The sequence below is a fragment of the Xanthobacter autotrophicus ATCC 700552 genome (assembly GCF_043194565.1).
GTDB lineage: Bacteria > Pseudomonadota > Alphaproteobacteria > Rhizobiales > Xanthobacteraceae > Xanthobacter > Xanthobacter autotrophicus_F.
In genome coordinates this window covers 195,803-212,658 of the sequence record NZ_JBAFVS010000008.1, presented here as the reverse complement: position 1 = coordinate 212,658, position 16,856 = coordinate 195,803, and the positions used below count along the sequence as shown (strand labels likewise).

The window sequence follows — 16,856 nt, the reverse complement described above, 5'->3', positions numbered from 1 at the left end:
GCGCTCCTTCCGTCCATGGCGCCGGGCCCCCGGCGCTCCTTCCGCCCATGGCGCCGGGCCCCCGGCGCTCCTTGCGTCCATGGGGATGAGGCAGACCATTGCGCCGGCCCAGGCCCCAGGGGTCGGCGCACCCGCCACCTGTCCGCTCAAAGCCGGATGGGAAGACAAGGCACGCGCCATGGCGTCGGCCGGCTATCCGGCTGACGCCGGCGGCCTCCTGCTCTCACTCACGCCCGGCTGCGACACGGCCCGCAAGGGTGCCGGCCAGTAAGCCCTTCACGGTTGTCCGCGCGGCAGACATAAAATGAAAAGAACAGGCGCATCACCACTTCTGTCGATGCGCTTGCGGCGGGGTAAGTATAATCAATTGGCATTCGGGTCGGCAAAGGCAGGTCTGCATGGTGCGGGCCGTGACCTTCCGGTGGCCCGGAACGTCACAATGCGAGTTCTCCCCATGCGAAACACCTTCGGACTGCTTTCCGGCTTGTGGCTCGGTGCGTTGGCGGCATTGCCGGCCTCGGCGATGCCGCTTGCGCCATCCCCTGTGCCAGACACCGCCATCGTGACCCCCGTCGCCCAGGGCTGCGGCCCGGGTGCGTGGCGCGGGCCGTGGGGCCATTGCCGCGACACCCCCTATACCGGCCGCGTGCCGGGCGGCGGATGGGCCTACGACCTGCCCCAGACCTACGGCTATTTCGGCAATGGCTGCCCGCCCGGCTACTGGCATGGGCCCTGGGGGCATTGCCGCGATACCCCCTATCACGGCCGGCTGCCCGGCGGCGGATGGCAGTGACGGCGGGCGCCGTCTCCCGTTCACCTCCAATCACACGAAAGATCCACCCTATGAACCGCACCCTTGTGGCCGCCCTGACGGGCGCGCTTCTCATCGCCGTGCCCGCCGCGCAGGCCCAGACGGTACCGTCCGCCGCCGTGCCGCCGGAGCCCCCCGCCGTGGAACTCTACAGCCCGGCGGATGCCCAGGCCGTGCTCGAGGCGCGCCTTCTCGCGCTGAAGACGGTGATGACCCTCACCCCGGAGCAGCAGAAGCTCTGGCCGCCGGTGGAGGCCGCCATTCGCGAGGTGGCCAAACTCTCCGCCGCGCGCCGGGCGGAGCGGGCCAAGGCGCCGGCGCCGGCCGATTTCGTGGACATCCTGGACCGGATCGCCGATGCCGAGGCGATGCGTGCGAAGGACCTCAAGACGGTGACACAGGCGCTGAAGCCCCTCGTCGCGTCCCTCACCCCCGAGCAGCAGCGACGCATTCCCGCCTTCCTCGGCCTGCGCGAGGGCGCTGGCGGCCTGCCCCAGCCCACAGCCGAGATCTGGCTGTTCGAGGAAGAGAACTAGCGCGCGCGCCGATCAGATTGCATCGCAATCCACTCGGATAGCACGTTCTCGTTTCTTGGAATTAGACCGCGACAGATGGGTTCCATCTGTCGCGGTAACTGGAACCACAACCCTTTGATCTGGTCGATCAACTTTTCGAAACGGATGGGTACCATCCGTTTCGGTTGATCCACTCGGGTGCGATCGAGGTCGTCCCCCAATCCACTTCAAGAAGGCTCCCATGTCCATATCCTTCCTGCATTCCAGGGGTACCGAAGCCCCGATCAAGATCCCGGCCATCGGGCTCGACCTGTTCGTGCGCATGCCGCCGGCGGCGAGTTCGGGCGAATTCTGCTTCATCGAGACCATCAACGCACCGGGCGCCGGTCCGCCCCGGCATCGCCACCGCGAAGCGGAGATCTTCCGCGTCATCGAGGGGCGATATCTCTATGAGGCGGACGGCCAGCGCTTCTATGCCGAAGCGGGCGACGTGGTGAGCATTCCCGGCGGGGTCGAGCACGGCTTCTGCAACGTGACCGACAAGCCCGCGCGCCAGTATATCCTGATGGCCCCGGCGCTCGATGCCGCGGCCTTCTTCACCGAGCTGGCCGGAGTGATGCACGATGGCATCCCCGACCAGGCCGCGCTCAATGCCTTCGGAGTGAAGTGGCATGTGGAGTTCCTCGGTCCGCCGGTGAGCAAGACCGACCAGCCCACGGCCTGAGGCGGGGACAGCCCGCCCTTTCATCGACCCAAACCACGGCCCGCGGCGCGGGCCGGCCAATGCGACATTCGGGAGGACATCGTGACGGATCGCGTTCTCATCGTCGGCGCGGGACCGGTCGGACTGACCATGGCACTGGAGCTGGCGCGCTACGGCGTGCCGGTCCGTATCATCGACAAGATCCCGGACGCCGCGCACACCTCGCGGGCGGTCGCGGTGTGGCCGCGCACGCTGGAGCTTCTCGACCGCTCCGGCGCGGCGGCCGACCTCATCCCCCTCGGCAACCAGGTCACCGTCGCCAACCTCCTGTCCGGCGGCCGGCCCGTGGCCGCCTTGTCGCTCGATCAGGTGCCGTCGCCCTATCCTTTCGTGCTCATGGTGCCGCAATACGACACCGAAACCGTGCTGCGGCGTCATCTTGCGGCCCACGGGATCGTGCCGGACCTCGGTATCGAACTGCTCGATTTCGAACAGGATGTGGACGGCGTCTCGGCCCGCCTGCGCGGCAGCGATGGTGCCGAGAGCACCGAGCGCTTCACCTTTCTGGTCGCCTGCGACGGGGCGCACAGCGTGGTGCGGCACGGCCTCGGCCTCGACTTCAAGGGTGACACCATGGGCCTCGACTGGACCCAGGGCGACTTTCACCTGAGCGGATATCCCTTCCCGCCCTCGCAGATGTCCATCTTCTGTCACGAGGACGGGCCGATGCTGTTCTTCCCCATGGGGCCCGATCGCGCCCGCATTATCACCAGCCTCGGCCAGACCACCGGAAAGCCCGCGGTGCCGCTGGACCAGGACGCCTTCCAGAAGGTGCTCGATGTGCGCGGCCCCGGGGGCATCACGCTCACCGGAACGGTCTGGATCAGCGCCTTCCACATCAACGAGCGGCAGGTGGAGAACTATCGGTCCGGACGGGTCTTCCTCGCCGGCGACGCCGCCCACATCCACAGCCCGGCGGGCGGACAAGGCATGAATACCGGCATGCAGGATGCCATGAACCTCGCCTGGAAGCTGGCGCTGGTGAGCCGCGGCATCGCCACCGCGCCGGCGCTGCTGGACAGCTATGATGCGGAGCGCCGCCCGGTGGGTGCACAGGTGATCGAGGCTTCCGGCCGGATGACCCGGATGGCGACGCTGGCCAACCCGATCCTGGAGCATCTGCGCGACGTGGCCGTCCATCTGCTGCTGGGGCTTGCGCCGGTACAGCGGGCCATGATCGGGCTGATGGCGGAAGTCTCCATCGGCTATCCCCATAGCCCGCTCAATGGTCCATCGCTGGGCGAAGCGGCGGCTGGCTCGCGGGTGCGGCCGGTGGTGGGGGAGGTGCCGTTCGGCGCGGGCGACACGCCGCTGTTCGCCGCGTGCGGCGGCGCCGGCGCGACCGAACTCGCCTCCCGCTTTCCCGGCCTCGTGGAGGCGCTGCCGCGTCCGTCCGGCGGGGAGCCTCTCGTCTCGCTGGTCCGGCCGGACGGCTACCTTGCCGCGCAGGTGCCCGATGACGATTGGCAGGCTCTCGTCCCTTATCTTCAGCAGATCGGGGTGGAGCGGTGACCGCTGATCCCACGGACCACATCAAACTCCATGAATAGGACACGTAGATGCAGGATGACCTGAGTGAGCTGATGCCCTCGGGGGAGAGCCCCACGGGTCGGCGCGTGTATCGCGAAGCCTCGCCTACGGAATTGATCTACATCGCCACGCGCATGATCGTCGTGAGCCGCAGCAGCATCTCCGGAGTGGTCGGCAGGGACCAGTTTGAAGCGGCCGTCGCCGATCTCGAAGCCAGATATGGCATCCTGCGTGCGGTGGTCGAGGACGGGCATTTCGTGGAGCGGACCGATGGACAGTCCGCGGTCGAGACCTGGTTGCCTGCCGATAGCTGCTCCGCCGAGACCATGTACGCGCAATTGCTGAACGCCGACCTGGATACTGGGAAGACCCTCTATGAAATCCACGTCATCGCCGCCGATGACGCGCTCGATGTCTTCATGCTCACGTCCCATGCGATCACGGACGCGACATCTTTGATCGAACTGCATTCCTGTCTTGCCCACATGTGCGACTGCGTCGTGCGCGGCGAGGCCCCGGCCCTCGGCGTGCAGCCGTTCCCGAGGCCGGTCGACGAGGCCGTGAGCCGCAGCCTGGCGGCGCTTGGAACGGATGGGCCCCCGTCTTCCTATTCCGGTGTGTTCGCCGAGATTCCCATGCGCGCTCCGCATGATGGCGGCCCCGTCACCCATCGCCTCGAACGCGTCGTGATCGAGGCGGAGGCGATGCATCGGATCAAGGAGGCGAGCCACGCAACCGGGTCCTCCGTGCATTCGCTTCTGCTGGCGGCGTTCGCCCTGGCGATCCGTGACGTTGCCGAGGGACACCCGCGCCAGATTCTCGTGCGATCGTCCGTGGACATGCGCCGGCGGCTCGAGCCCCACGTTTCACCCGAACTGGTCTTCACGGCCATCACTGGGCACATCACGCCCATCCTCGACCTCGACCGGCCCATGGTCGAGATCGCGCAGCTCATCTTTGATGACATCCATCAGGGCATGGCCAACGGAAGCATCTTTCACGATTACATCAACTACCCAAGGGCGTTCGGCAGCCCTCAACAGGCGCCGGTCGCCATCAACATCTCCGACATCCAGACGGTGCAGTTTCACTGGCCGATGGAGCGGCTGACAGTGACCGGTTTCGAGTATGCACTGGGTTGGCTCAAGAAGTTTCCAAATGTCTCTGTGTCGGTCTACGATGGGATGTTGATCGCCAATATCGTATATGTGGAAGAGTTCGCCACTCCGACAACGATCCGGACCATCTCGGAAGGCTTCGTCAGGCGGTTGGAGTCGGTCTGCGGACAATAGCAGCCCTGCGCCGACGAGCGCCGCGCGGTTGCGGGCGGTTACGCCCGCCTCGCCGCGAGCGGCACGTAACGCGGCGTCCAGACCTTGGCGCGCAGGCGCTGCTGGATCTGATCGACCGTGACATCGGGGGCATATCCTTCCTTATGGGCCTGCATCGCGACCGCGAGGGCGACCTTTGCCGCGACCTCGCGCAGGGCGCTCACGGGGGGCAGGAGATTGTGCCGCGGGTTGTCGCGCGCAGGCGACGCATCGGCCAGCGCCTTCGCTGCCGCCATGAACATGCCATCCGTCACGCGACTCGCGCCGACCGCCAGAACGCCGAGGCCAACTCCCGGAAAGATATAGGAATTGTTGGTCTGGTCCACCTTGAAGCGGACGCCGTTGCGGGTGATCGGGGGAAACGGGCTGCCGACGCCCACCAGGGCCCGCCCCTCGGTCCAGGCTTCCATATCCGCCGGCGTCGCTTCCGCGCGCGAGGTGGGGTTGGACAGCGGAAAGATGACCGGCCGCTCGTTGCATTGCGCCATGGCGCGGACCACCGGCTCGGTGAAGGCGCTCGCCAGGCCGGAGACGCCGATCAGCACGGTTGGCCGGGCGTTGCGCACCACGTCGAGGAGCTCGATCCTGTCCGGATGGTCGAGTGTCCAGCCCTCGATCGATTGCCGCTTCTGCACAAAGGGGAGCTGGAATGGGGCAAGTCCGGGCATGCCTTCGATCAGGAGCCCGTCGCGATCGACCATGAAGAAGCGCTCAGCCGCCTCGCTCTCCGACAGGCCGGCATCGCACATGGCTGCGCGGATCAGGCCGGCGATGCCGCAGCCGGCCGAGCCGGCGCCGAACACTGCCACCCGCTGCTCGGCGAGCGGCACGCCGGTGACAGTGACGGCCGCCAGCAAGGTGCCCGTCGCCACCGCGGCCGTGCCCTGGATATCGTCATTGAAGGTGCAGAGCCGGTCGCGATAGCGCTCCAGCAGGCGCGTCGCATTGTTCTTCGCGAAGTCTTCCCACTGCAGCAGAACCCGGGGCCAGCGCCGGGTGACGGCGGCCACGAACGCCTCGATGAAGTCGTCGTAGTCCTGGCCTCGCACCCGCTCGTGGCGCCAGCCCACATAGAGCGGATCGGCGAGGCAGTCGGCATTGTCGGTCCCGACATCGAGCAGGATCGGCAGGGTCGTCGCCGGATGCAGGCCGCCGCAGCCCGAATAGAGCGCGAGCTTGCCGATGGGGATGCCCATGCCGCCCGCGCCCTGGTCTCCCAGCCCCAGGATGCGTTCGCCGTCGGTCACGACGATTGCCTCCACCGCGTCGAAGCGCGGCTGCGCGAAGATCTGGTCGAGCCGTGACCTGTGGGGAATGCTGAGAAACAGGCCACGCGGCTTGTGGTAGAGGCGGCTGAACTGCTGGCAGCCGGCGCCGACCGTGGGCGTGTAGACGATCGGCAGCAACTCTTCCAGGTTCCCGACCAGCGTCGCGTAGAACAATGTCTCGTTGATATCCTGCAGCTCGCGCAGGAAGGCATAGCGCTCGATATCGGTCTCGAACTGGCGCAGCGACTGGAGCGCGCGGGACATCTGCTCGTCCAGGGTCGAGACATGCGGAGGCAGCAATCCGTGGAGATGGAAGGCGTCGCGCTCCGCCTCGGAGAAGGCCGTGCCCTTGTTGAGCTGGGGATCGGCCAGCAGTTCGTAACCGCTCAGCGCGGTGGCCATGGATGGGGCCGTCGCCTCAGACATGAAAATCGCTCCTGGCCTCGCCCGCCCGGGCGAGCTCGATGTAGGTGTCAGGCCCGTAATGCAGGGTGTTGCGGGCGTAATAGGGGGGCACCTGCATGTCGAACTGCGCGTGCCCATGGCTCACGTCGCTGCGCAGCAGGTCGGTGCGGCTGGCGATGTCGAGGACAAGCCGCTCGCCCGGCTTCAGCACCACCGGCTGGGGCGTGAGGCTGAAGCGCAGCGTCACCGGCACGCCCGGCACCAGCGGCTCGGGCACATCGATGTCGATGGCGACCTCGGTCAAGGTGGAGCGCGCCGCGTCGATCCTGCGGCAGGCGGGGCGGATCGCACCCATGGAGAGGATCTGGTAGCCACCATCCGCCGCGATGAGCCCGGTGCGGGCCACCACGTAGGAATCAATCTCGTTGGAGCTGAAGGAAAGGCACAAGGTGATGGGCCCGGTCAGCTCCATCTCTTCCTCAACCGGCAGTTCGAAGGTGAGGCGCTGGTTCTCCACCTCGTCGAAGCCGGCCGTGACGATGGCGCCGAGGGGCACCGCCGCCCATCGGTTCGTCCCGGCCGTGCCCGGCGCGCGGTCGAGCCGGTGCGTGGCGGCGCCGGCGCCATTGGAGGCCGGGTAGAGGCGGAGCGGTGAGCTGGAAGGAAGCGGCCAGTCCGACGCGCTGCGATAGTCCTTCGTGCCTTCGGTCCAGTATCGCACCCGCGGTTGCGCGGCATAGCCATTGTCCGCGCCGTAGACCAGATGGTCGAAGAAGGCGAGCGCCTCCAACTGCCAGGCATAGACCGGAAGATCATAGGTCGCCGGGCCAATGATCAGCCAGCGTTTATCCCTTGGCGTGCCGGCATTCTCGAACAGATCATAGGCGCCGAACTGGTGCAGGTTGAGGTAGCCGGCATTCTGCACCACCACGAACGGCACCTCGATGTCGCCGAGCGCGCCGGACGGCCCGGCGGGCAGCACGCTCGTCTCCCGGGTCTTGCCGTCGAGCATGAGGCCGGCGAACAACTTGCGCGCCTGCGGCGTCGGCACCTGCCGCTCGAAAGTCCTCATGATCCGCGTCATGCGCTTCTTCAACTGTGGCCACCACAGGTGCTTCAGGGCTGAGTTGGTGATGTGGCTCACCACCGCCCGCAGCAGCGGCGGCAGGTGCAGGCGGAACTGCAGGGGGGTGAAGTTCGCCCCCATCCAGAGCGCGAAGAAATCCGGCTGCGGCGCGCCGCCGAACATGGCGATGTGGCGGAAGAAATCCGTGCACATCTCGTTGGTGAAGAAGCCCTTCAGGGCGAGCGGGCGAAGCCGCGCCACCTGCGGCTGGGTCAGCCCGTAATAGGAGGTGCCGAACAGCACCACCTGCCCGTCGCACCAGGGCTGGGCGGCGGCCCATTGGATGACCCTGGCGTGGTCCTCCACGTCGGTATCGTTGAGATAGACCGCATCCTCCCCGCCCGAGCGGCCCATGCCGCGGCGGGTCACGATCACATGGGCATAGCCGCGATCGGTGAAGACCGGCGGGCTGCCGCTCTCGTTGTTGCCGGCGGGCACGCCTGCGGCCTGCAATTCCTTGGAATAGGCCGAAAAGGCGATGACCGCCGGCCAGCGGCCTTCGGTCCTGGGCACATAGACGTCGGCCGCCAGCGCAATGGAGGGCGCGACCTCGATCATCTGGTCGGCGAGGACGCGGCAGCCGAGCCCGGACCTCGCGGCCGGGCCGGGCGTCCAGCCGGCCAGCTGCGCGCCGAACAGCCCGCCTTTCGGCGCAATGAGGTTATCCCAGAAGCCCGGCTTCCCGTTTTTGGTCATGTGCGTTTCCCCCCTCTCTCAGGCTCGCCGCGCCAGGTCGTGGCGCGTGGCGTCCTACAATTGCGAGATGTCGAGGCCTGTCTTCTTCTGCGCTGCCAGCCGCATCTCCCGCACCACCCATTTCTGCTTGTCGTCCGGGATGAAGAAGCCGCCGATGCCGGACGAAAAGAGCAGGTCGAAGACCCGCTCCGTCACCTGGGTGAGCGCCTGCTCGAGATCCGTCCCGGCCTCGGGCTTCGGGGGCACCATGATGACGATGGTGTCTTCCGCCTGCTCGATGATCTCGATCCTGAAATCCGGGCCCGGCGTGTAGCCGAACTCTTCGCAGACCACCCCGACAGGGTCGGCGATGAGCTTCGCGCGATAGTCGGGATCGGTGGCGATGCGCTCGTAATTCTTCTCGACGAAATCGGCGTTGCTCACGGCTGATCTCCCTCGGTGCGGGCAGCATTACGCAGGGCCAGCAGCTTGAATTTGGCGGCGACGGGCACGAGCCAGATGAACAGCCCCTGGCTGGACCACAGGTCCATCTGGTTGAGGGGCGTCGTGGCGGGCGGCGAATGGGGCGCGCGGGCGGGCGGAATGGTGAAATAGACCCGGTCGCGCCGCTGCACCACCACCTTCACCTTGACGCCCGCCGGCACCTCGACGCCCATGGTCTTGAGCGCCGCGACGGGGTCGCTCTCCACTTGGGCAGCGAAGGCGTCGTCGGTCCACACGCGTCTGGTCAGTTCTTTCTCGAAATCTCCGGACATGAACCTCTCCTCCGGTCGCTTTGCGCGCTGCCCGTGCCAGCGCCCCGCCGCTGCGGCCGCGGCCTCATCCCTCGCAGCGCAGCTCGGGCTTGGCGGATGCCTGTCCGCGCGGCATCCAGTGCGCGCATTTGGTGGTGCGGCCGATCCCCGGATTGAACGCATTGCAGGGATCGAGCGCCTTGAAATGGTCGACCATGGCAGGCTTCGCGAAATAAAGGTGCCCCACATTGTGCTCGGCGGGGTATTCGGCGCCGCGCGCATCGAGGAGCTGCCACATGGCGTGCTCGATCTCCTCGCAGTTGCTGCCCTTCGCTACGATGTAGTCCTGGTGGAAGACGTGGCAGAAGAAGTGGCCGCAATAAAGCTTGCGGATCAGGTGCTTGTTGATTTCCTCGGGCAACGTCTCGAACCAGTTCCCGTCGTTGCGGCGGAGCGCGATGTCGAGCGCGACGATGTCCTCCACCTCCTTGTCGTGCACCGCGCGGTAGCGGATTGCCGCGCCGGCGGCGGCGAAGCGGTGCAGGAAGGCCTTGTCGCCTTCGTCGGGCGTGCACTCGAAATAGTCCCCGGTCTTCGAAGGAAAGATCGACTTGAGATAGGCGCGCGCCTCGCCGATCCCGTCGTCCCCCATCTTCAGGAGGAGATAATGCTCGAAGCGATCGCGGTAGTCGGTCATGCGCTTCGGCAGATGCTTTGGAAACAGATGGCTCAAGGCCTGGAGGATTTTGGCGCTGAGATTTTTCGGCAGAAAACTGAAGCGCCGGCACAGATTGTCGAAGGCCGCCTCAAGGGCGTACAGCCGCGGGATCATGTCGGTGCCGAGAGTTTGGATCACCACGAAGGTGTCCTTGCCGTAGACCTCCGCGCAATTGAAGGAATCCTTGTGCATGTACTCGCCTTCGATCGGCAGTTCCTTGAAGCTGCCGAGGATATGGCGGCGGATGCCTTCCAGCTCGCCGGTGTCGTTCGAGCCGATGTAGAAGACGACCTGCTCTTTCTCCTTCGGGAAGGTATCGAGCCGCACCGCCATCAGCATCACCTTGCCGGCGCTGCCGGAGGCCTCGAACAGGCGGCGCGGATCGGCGTTGAAGCGGGACGGCGTCGCCGCCGCCACGTCGCGCACATGGTCCGCATAGTCGTGGTCGGAGGCGGCGCGGGAGGGGTCGTTGACGATGTCGGCGGGGGTGAAATCACCGCTCTCGATCCGCCGAAGGATGGTCTCCGGATCATTGCCCAGCGCGATGCCCAGATGATTGACGAGATGCAGCCCGCCCGCCTCATCCAGCCGCGCGAACAGGGCCAGCTGCGTGAAGGCCGGGCCGCGATGGATGAGGGCGCCGCCGGAATTGTTGCAGACGCCGCCGAACACCGATGCGCCGATGCAGGACGAGCCGATCACCGAGTGCGGCGCGCGGCCGATCTTGTCCAGGGCCTTCTCCAGGTGGAACAGGGTGGTGCCCGGCAGGCACACCACCTGCGTCCCATCGTTGATCAGGTGCAGGCCTTCGATGCGCATGGTGTTGATGAGCACCACGCCGCGGTCATAGTCGTCCCCGTCGGGGGTCGAGCCGCCCGTCACGCCAGTATTGGCCGACTGCATGATGATGATCTTGTTCGCCGCGACGCAGGCCTTCAGCACCCGCCACTGCTCCACCAGCGAGCCCGGCCGAACCACGGCGACGACTGGGCCGGAGCCGAAGCGGATGCCGGTGCGAAAGCGCCGCGTCGCCTCGGGGCTGGTCAGGACGTGCGAACGCCCGACGATCTCCTGAAGGTCCCCGATGAGGGCGGCCTCATCTTCGACCGTCTTTAGGCCAGCAGCGTCATGTGCCGGGACGGTCAGGTCGAGAAATGCCGCGTCCATGGTAACCGCTCCCTCGCACAAGCTGTGATTTCTGCGTCGAAAGAAGACGTTCCGGATGCTCAAGTCTCGGGCCAGGCGGTGGCGACCTCGATGAGGGACGGCTTGCCGGCCTTCAGCGCGCGGGTGAAAGCATCGGCGAAGGCCGCGTCGGTGTCGACGCGCACCGCTTCCACCCCATAGCCCGTGGCGATGGCGACGAAGTCGATGTCCGGCACATCAAGGGCAGGCACATGCTCCGCCTTCAGCACGCCGGCAAACCACCGCAGGGCGCCATACGTTCCGTTGCGCATGATGACGAACACCACCGGCACCTTGTGCTGCGCCGCCGTCCACAAGGCGGTGATGCTGTAATTGGCCGAGCCGTCGCCGATGAGCGCGATCACCTGCCGGTCCGGCTCGGCGAGCTGCACGCCAACAGCCGCCGGCATGGCGAAGCCGAGGCCGCCTGCCGCGCCGAAATAATAGCTCCCCGGCTGCTCCCAGCGCATGCGCTCCCACATGGCCTCGATGGTGGAGGTGGATTCGTTCACATAGATGGCGTCGGACGGGGCGAGCTCGTCCATGAGGTCGAGGACGCGCTCGGGCGCGAGGGGATGCGAGCCAGGAGCGGCGCGCGCCGGCTTCTCCCGCGGCTGCGGCGCCGGCCGCGCCGCCGCGCTGACCTTGTCGGCGAGCGCCGCGAGGATGAGGCCCACGTCGCCGACCACCGCATCGCCCATGGGCGCGCGGGCGGCCTCATCGGCATCGCAGGTGATCTGGATCAGCTCGGCACCGGGGGGCAGCAGGGGGCCGGGCTCGTACTGGTGATAGCGGAACACCGGCGCGCCGGCCACCAGCACCAGATCGTGGCCCTCCAGCTGCCGGGAGATGTCGGCCATGCTGGCGGTCAGGAGGCCGCGGAAATTGGGATGGGTGGTGGGGAAGGGGCAGCGCGGCGCCGAGGGGGCAACCCACACCGGCGCCTTCAGCCGCTCGGCGAGCCGCACCGCATGCGCGTTCGCCCGCGCCGCGTCCACGTCCGGCCCGAGGATGATGACCGGATTGGTGCTGCGATCAAGGCGCGCGGCGAGCGCCGCCAGCGCGCCGGCATCGAGGGCGCCGGCGGCGAAGACGATGCGCTCCAGCAGCCGCAGGGATTCCGGCTCGGCGGGCTTGGACCAGTCGTCATAGGGAACAGAGAGGTAGACCGGCCCCGGCGCAGGCAAGGCCGACAGGTGCAGGGCGCGGCTCATGGCAAGCGGCACGTCCTCGGCGCGCGCCGGCTCATAGGACCACTTCACCAGCGGCTTCGGCAGCATGGTCGCGTCGATGTTGGTCAGGAGCGGCTCGATGCCGATCATGGCACGGATCTGCTGGCCCGCGGTCACCACCAGCGGCGTGTGGGCGTTCCACGCATTGGCGAAACCGCCCATGGCGTTGCCGGTGCCGGCGGCGGAGTGAAGATTGACGAGCGCGGTGCGGCCCGTGGCCTGGGCATAGCCGTCGGCCATGCCGATGGCCGCGCCCTCGTGCAAGGCGAGGATGTAGCGGAAGTCGGACGGGAAGTCCTCAAGGAAGGGCAGTTCGTTCGAGCCGGGATTGCCGAAGATGGTGGTAATGCCGTGCCGTCGGAGCAGGTCGTAGGTCAGGTCGCGGATGGTCGTCATCATTTGCCTCCCAAACGGCCCCGGCGGTGGCTTGTGCGCCGTCCGGCTGTGATCAATGTGGCTTGAACCTATCTCGACCACATCGTCAGCGCATCGACAGAAGTGGTGATGCCTACGACCCTTTCCCCATGCCGCTCGAGGCCATGCGCCGCGCTGCGCACAGACGCGCACGGGATGCCCGGCGGGGGACGGCTAAGCGTTGAATACAAGCGGCGTCTCTGGCATCTTCGGGCGACTTTCGGGGCTGCCCAGCGTGAAAGACACGGAGCGTGATCTTGCCGACTGCGTCGGCGCCATCTATCAGGCCGGCGCCGGGGACGGCAGCTGGCTCGACGTCGGCGACCGCATCTGCCGGCTGATGGATGCCCGGCGCGCTTTGCTGAACCTCGGGGGGCCAGGCGGGCCGCGTAATCTTCTGATGCCCGCCGACGGCAGCGAGAGCACCTATTCGGCCTATTTCCACGCCAGGGACCCCTATGCCGCCAAGGCCCGCTATGACTTCGCGATGGCACGGGCCTACCACCTCGGCAACGCGAAGCTCGGCGCCGAGCTGGTTGCCGAGACCGAATTCCTGAACAGCGAGTTCTATTATGACTTCGCCCGGCATCACGAGCGTCGCCATGTGATCGGCGGCATGGCCGGCCTCACCGAGGCGACTCCGATATTGGTGTTCCGCGGCGACGACACGGGGGCATTCGACGAAACCCATGTCCGCCTGCTGAAGACCCTGATGCCGCATGTCCAGCGGGCCATCGAGCTGCGCGCGCGGCTGGGGCGGGACGACGAGACGGTCGCCCTGACGCGGGCCGCGCTGGACGCGCTTCCCGTGGGCGTGAGCGTCGTCGATGCGGGATTGAAGATCCGCTTCATCAACGATCTCGCCCGCAGGTATCTGGCCGGCCCGGATTCCGGCCTGTTCTCCCTGCGCTCGGGACCCTATGCCGGCAGCGGCGTCTACCTCGCCGCCATGTCCCGCGAAGAGGCCGGCGTGCTCCGCCGGCTCGTGGCCTCCGCCACGTCAGGGGGCACCGGCGGCGCCATGCGCGTGACCTCGCGCAACGGCGCAGTCGTGGCGCTGATGGTCGCCCCGGCGCCGCAGGGCCTTGCCAATGACGTGAGCGGCTCGGAAAGCGGTGGTGCCAGGGAGCCGCTTGCCCTCATCATCCTGCGCCCGCTCAACCGCAAGGTGGCGCCGCAGGCGGACACGCTGTGCGAGATGTTCGGCTTCAGCCGGGCCGAGGCGGAGGTCGCCGTCGCGCTCACCGGCGGCGCCAGCGCCGAGGACGTGGCGCGCGGACGCGGCGTCTCGCTCATGACCGTCCGCAGCCAGATCCGCTCGATTCTGGGCAAGTCGGAAGCGGAGAATTTGCGCGACTTCGAGCGCACCATGGCGACCCTCGGGGCGCTCGTGCCGCAGCTGCGCTAGAGCACGCGCCGATCAGATTGCATTGGGGGTCGCCTTCTACCTCCCGAAGCCCAGGGAAACTTCGGATGACCCTTGTGCCCGGTCGAACGGCGCGGGCCTGATCAGGCGCGCGCCTGGAGCGGGTCGCGGGCGCGCTTCATGATAGCGTCCACAAAGATGGGCTCCCAAGTGCGGATGTGCTGCCTGAGCAGGGTGTTGATGGCCGGCATGTCGCCCGTCTGCGCCAGAGCGATGAGGCGGTAGTGCTCGTCCACGGAGGCGGCCTGCCGCTCCATGCCGGCACGCGAGGAGATGCCGTAGAGGCGCATCTTGTCGCGCAGGCCCATGGCCATCTCAGTCAGAAGCGCATTTCCCGCCGCAGCAATGAAGGCCCGGTGGAAGCGTCGGTCCGCCGCGAGATAGCCTGGCACGTCATCGGCGGCGACCGCCAGCTTGACGTCGTCGGCGAGGGCCGTGAGGCCTGCAAGCTTCTTCTTGGCCTTCGGCGCCGCGGCGACGATCTCCGCGGCGCGCACCTCCAAAAGCTCGCGCATGTCAAACAGGTCGCGCAATTCCTCGACCGTGGGCTCCACCACCTTGAAGCCGCGATTGCGCATGGGCTCGATGAGGCCGTTGCGGGCAAGCTCCAGGAGCGCTTCGCGCACCGGCGTGGTGGACACGCCGAGATCGGACGCAAGGGTGGGAACCGAATACATCTTGCCAGGCCCGGTCTGCCCGGAGATGATTTCGGATCTCACGTGCTGCAGCACCTGTTCGCGTAAGTTCTGTTCCATTTTTTTCCGCGTCGTTTCTTCTCGCCAGCTGCGGCTTCCCGTCGCGGGCTCGGGTGCCATATTCAGGAAGGATCCAAAACTAATGTATTACTATGACGCATTACCGCCGCGCCTGCAAGGCTCGATCGCTTGGCCAATCCACACCTTTGCGCACAAGGCCCCCGGGAGCGGCAGGTGAGCGGGTCTGGTCCTGATCCCTCAATCGTCCCAACGCCGGCCGAGATCGAGAGCGGGCGCGATAGGGGGCCCGACGGCACGCTTGCGGTCCTGGCGGATCGCCTCGTGCGGCTCGCCGAGCGCTGGTTTCCCGACGCCTATGTGTTCGTCCTCCTGGCGGTTCTGGCCGTGGCGGGTGCGACCATGCTCCATGGCGGCGCACCGCTGGCGACCAGCCGGGCGTTCGGCGACGGCTTCTGGAACCTCATCCCCTTCACCATGCAGATGGCCCTCGTCGCCATCGGCGGATATGTGGTCGCCACCTCGCCGCCGGCGGGCCGCGCGCTCAAATGGCTCGCCGGCCTTCCCGCCTCGGGGCGCGGCGCCATCGTGATGGTGGGGCTGCTGAGCATCGCGCTCTCGCTGGTCAATTGGGGCCTCAGCCTCATCTTCTCCGGCCTCTTCGTGCGCGAGATCGCCCGCCGGGACGACATCCGTCTCGACTATCGCGCGGCGGGGGCGGCGGGCTATCTGGGGCTCGGCGTCGGCTTCACCCTCGGCATCAGCTCCTCCGCCGCGCAACTGCAGGCGAACGCGGCGAGCATCCCGCCGGCGCTCATGCCCATCACCGGCGTCATCGGCTTCTCTGAGACCATCCTCACCTGGCAGAACGGCGTGACAATCCTCTTCGTCATGGCGCTCTCCCTCGCCATCTGCTACGCCACCGCGCCCCGCGAGGCGGCGGCGCGAACCGCCCAGGATCTCGGCGTCCTGCTCGAAGACAAGCCCCACTCCGCCGAGAGGCCGGCCCGGCCGGGCGATGCCCTGGAACAGAGCCCCGTGCTCTCCATCCTGGTGGCGGCGCTGGCACTGGGCTGGTTGTGGCAAACCTTCAGCGCCGGCAATCCGCTCGTTCATCTGTCCGGCCTCAACACCTACAATTTCTTCTTCCTGGTGCTGGGCATCCTTCTGCACTGGCGCCCACGCAACCTCCTCGACGCCTTCGGCGCGGCCATGCCGAGCGTGGCCGGGGTGCTGCTCCAGTTTCCCTTCTATGCGGGCATCGCCCAGATGCTGACCCACGTGCCCAACGCCGCCGGCGTCACCTTGTCCGACACCATCGCCCATTGGTTCGTGAGCGCATCGGTGAACACCACCGCATTCTCCTTCCTGGTGGGCCTCTATTCAGCCGTGCTCGGCTTTTTCATCCCGTCCGCCGGCGGCAAATGGGTCATCGAGGCGCCTTATGTGATGGCGGCGGCCAACGAGATCGGCGCGCATCTGGGCTGGACGGTGATGGTCTACAACATCGCCGAGACCCTGCCGAACCTCATCAACCCCTTCTGGATGCTGCCGCTTCTGGGTATCCTTGGCCTCAAGTCCAAGGACCTCATCGGCTACACGGCCGTGCAGTTCTTCATCCATCTGCCGCTGGTGCTTCTCCTGGCGGCCGTGCTGATGGGCACATTCATCTATCATCCGCCAGTCCTGCCCTGACCCCAGCGAGGCGGAGGCGCACTCCTGCTCCTGCGGGCCGCCCTTTGGAGCGCAGGAACACCGGGATGCCTTGCTTGGTCCTCCGGCCGGCGGTTTGCCTTGGCCCGATCGACGGGACTTTGGGCGGGAAGCGGCAGGCTCTTTCCAGGATGCTCGCGAACCGAGTTGTCGATGGCTGGAATGGGGTGCTCGATCTTACGCTCGTGGACCATATAATTCAGCACTTCTGCCGATCATCGGCGATTTAATAAGTATAGTGTAACAGGGCAGATCCCGTCGAGATTGTTGTCGTGT

Annotated in this window: 14 protein-coding genes and 1 pseudogene; 8 read left to right on the top strand and 7 right to left on the bottom strand. The window is 66.9% G+C overall.

Annotation, left to right across the window (positions count from 1 at the left end):
- The 6 genes and pseudogenes from V5F48_RS11425 to V5F48_RS11400 all read left to right on the top strand — a co-directional run.
- Positions 1-271: pseudogene (locus V5F48_RS11425) on the top strand (hypothetical protein); the annotation flags it as partial.
- Between the two features lie 183 nt (positions 272-454).
- Entirely contained in the window at positions 455-793 is a 339-nt protein-coding gene (locus tag V5F48_RS11420; RefSeq protein ID WP_394258814.1) for a GCG_CRPN prefix-to-repeats domain-containing protein, read from the top strand.
- A 50-nt stretch (positions 794-843) separates the two neighbouring features.
- Positions 844-1,347 carry a Spy/CpxP family protein refolding chaperone gene (locus V5F48_RS11415; RefSeq protein WP_394258813.1) on the top strand — a complete coding sequence of 168 codons (504 nt, stop codon included), beginning with the start codon at positions 844-846 and terminating at the stop codon, positions 1,345-1,347.
- Between the two features lie 220 nt (positions 1,348-1,567).
- On the top strand, positions 1,568-2,050 hold the full coding sequence (locus V5F48_RS11410; RefSeq protein ID WP_394258812.1) for a cupin domain-containing protein: 483 nt from the start codon (positions 1,568-1,570) through the stop codon (positions 2,048-2,050).
- 81 nt (positions 2,051-2,131) lie between these two features.
- Positions 2,132-3,601, top strand: coding sequence for an FAD-dependent monooxygenase (locus tag V5F48_RS11405; protein ID WP_394258811.1), 1,470 nt, complete (start codon positions 2,132-2,134; stop codon positions 3,599-3,601).
- A gap of 47 nt (positions 3,602-3,648) precedes the next feature.
- A complete protein-coding gene (locus tag V5F48_RS11400) occupies positions 3,649-4,911 on the top strand; it encodes a phthiocerol/phthiodiolone dimycocerosyl transferase family protein (protein ID WP_394258810.1) in 1,263 nt (420 codons plus the stop codon).
- Between the two features lie 38 nt (positions 4,912-4,949).
- Here V5F48_RS11400 and V5F48_RS11395 read toward each other — a convergent pair whose 3' ends face one another.
- From V5F48_RS11395 to mdlC, 6 genes are all read right to left on the bottom strand, one after another.
- Complete coding sequence (locus V5F48_RS11395; RefSeq protein WP_394258809.1) at positions 4,950-6,644, bottom strand: NAD-dependent malic enzyme; 1,695 nt, start codon at positions 6,642-6,644, stop codon at positions 4,950-4,952.
- Positions 6,637-8,445 carry a CocE/NonD family hydrolase gene (locus V5F48_RS11390; protein WP_394258808.1) on the bottom strand — a complete coding sequence of 603 codons (1,809 nt, stop codon included), beginning with the start codon at positions 8,443-8,445 and terminating at the stop codon, positions 6,637-6,639. The genes V5F48_RS11395 and V5F48_RS11390 overlap by 8 nt, the downstream gene beginning before the upstream one ends.
- Positions 8,446-8,499: 54 nt before the next feature.
- On the bottom strand, positions 8,500-8,868 hold the full coding sequence (locus tag V5F48_RS11385) for a hypothetical protein (protein WP_394258807.1): 369 nt from the start codon (positions 8,866-8,868) through the stop codon (positions 8,500-8,502).
- Positions 8,865-9,200: a hypothetical protein gene (locus V5F48_RS11380; protein WP_394258806.1), complete on the bottom strand. Its 336-nt coding sequence runs from the start codon at positions 9,198-9,200 to the stop codon at positions 8,865-8,867. Before V5F48_RS11380 ends, V5F48_RS11385 begins: the two co-directional genes overlap by 4 nt.
- Before the next feature lie 64 nt (positions 9,201-9,264).
- Entirely contained in the window at positions 9,265-11,064 is a 1,800-nt protein-coding gene (dld, locus tag V5F48_RS11375; protein WP_394258805.1) for a D-lactate dehydrogenase, read from the bottom strand.
- Between the two features lie 59 nt (positions 11,065-11,123).
- Positions 11,124-12,710: a benzoylformate decarboxylase gene (mdlC, locus tag V5F48_RS11370; protein ID WP_394258804.1), complete on the bottom strand. Its 1,587-nt coding sequence runs from the start codon at positions 12,708-12,710 to the stop codon at positions 11,124-11,126.
- A gap of 253 nt (positions 12,711-12,963) precedes the next feature.
- Here mdlC and V5F48_RS11365 point away from each other — a divergent pair, with 253 nt between their 5' ends.
- Complete coding sequence (locus V5F48_RS11365; protein WP_394258803.1) at positions 12,964-14,136, top strand: hypothetical protein; 1,173 nt, start codon at positions 12,964-12,966, stop codon at positions 14,134-14,136.
- A gap of 101 nt (positions 14,137-14,237) precedes the next feature.
- Here V5F48_RS11365 and V5F48_RS11360 read toward each other — a convergent pair whose 3' ends face one another.
- Positions 14,238-14,909, bottom strand: a complete 672-nt coding sequence (locus V5F48_RS11360) for a GntR family transcriptional regulator (RefSeq protein WP_394258802.1) — start codon at positions 14,907-14,909, stop codon at positions 14,238-14,240.
- Between the two features lie 174 nt (positions 14,910-15,083).
- On the opposite strand from V5F48_RS11360, the gene V5F48_RS11355 reads away from it, so the two are divergent.
- A complete protein-coding gene (locus V5F48_RS11355; RefSeq protein WP_394258801.1) occupies positions 15,084-16,562 on the top strand; it encodes a short-chain fatty acid transporter in 1,479 nt (492 codons plus the stop codon).
- The last annotated feature ends 294 nt before the right edge of the window (positions 16,563-16,856 follow it).

Bases quoted from the DNA above. Each gene is read 5' to 3' on its own strand.
- V5F48_RS11380 (WP_394258806.1), bottom strand. From the start codon at position 9,200: ATGTCCGGAGATTTCGAGAAAGAACTGACCAGACGCGTGTGGACCGAC.
- mdlC (WP_394258804.1), bottom strand. From the start codon at position 12,710: ATGACGACCATCCGCGACCTGACCTACGACCTGCTCCGACGGCACGGC.
- V5F48_RS11390 (WP_394258808.1), bottom strand. From the start codon at position 8,445: ATGACCAAAAACGGGAAGCCGGGCTTCTGGGATAACCTCATTGCGCCG.
- V5F48_RS11400 (WP_394258810.1), top strand. From the start codon at position 3,649: ATGCAGGATGACCTGAGTGAGCTGATGCCCTCGGGGGAGAGCCCCACG.
- V5F48_RS11395 (WP_394258809.1), bottom strand. From the start codon at position 6,644: ATGTCTGAGGCGACGGCCCCATCCATGGCCACCGCGCTGAGCGGTTAC.
- V5F48_RS11420 (WP_394258814.1), top strand. From the start codon at position 455: ATGCGAAACACCTTCGGACTGCTTTCCGGCTTGTGGCTCGGTGCGTTG.
- V5F48_RS11415 (WP_394258813.1), top strand. From the start codon at position 844: ATGAACCGCACCCTTGTGGCCGCCCTGACGGGCGCGCTTCTCATCGCC.
- dld (WP_394258805.1), bottom strand. From the start codon at position 11,064: ATGGACGCGGCATTTCTCGACCTGACCGTCCCGGCACATGACGCTGCT.
- V5F48_RS11360 (WP_394258802.1), bottom strand. From the start codon at position 14,909: ATGGAACAGAACTTACGCGAACAGGTGCTGCAGCACGTGAGATCCGAA.
- V5F48_RS11410 (WP_394258812.1), top strand. From the start codon at position 1,568: ATGTCCATATCCTTCCTGCATTCCAGGGGTACCGAAGCCCCGATCAAG.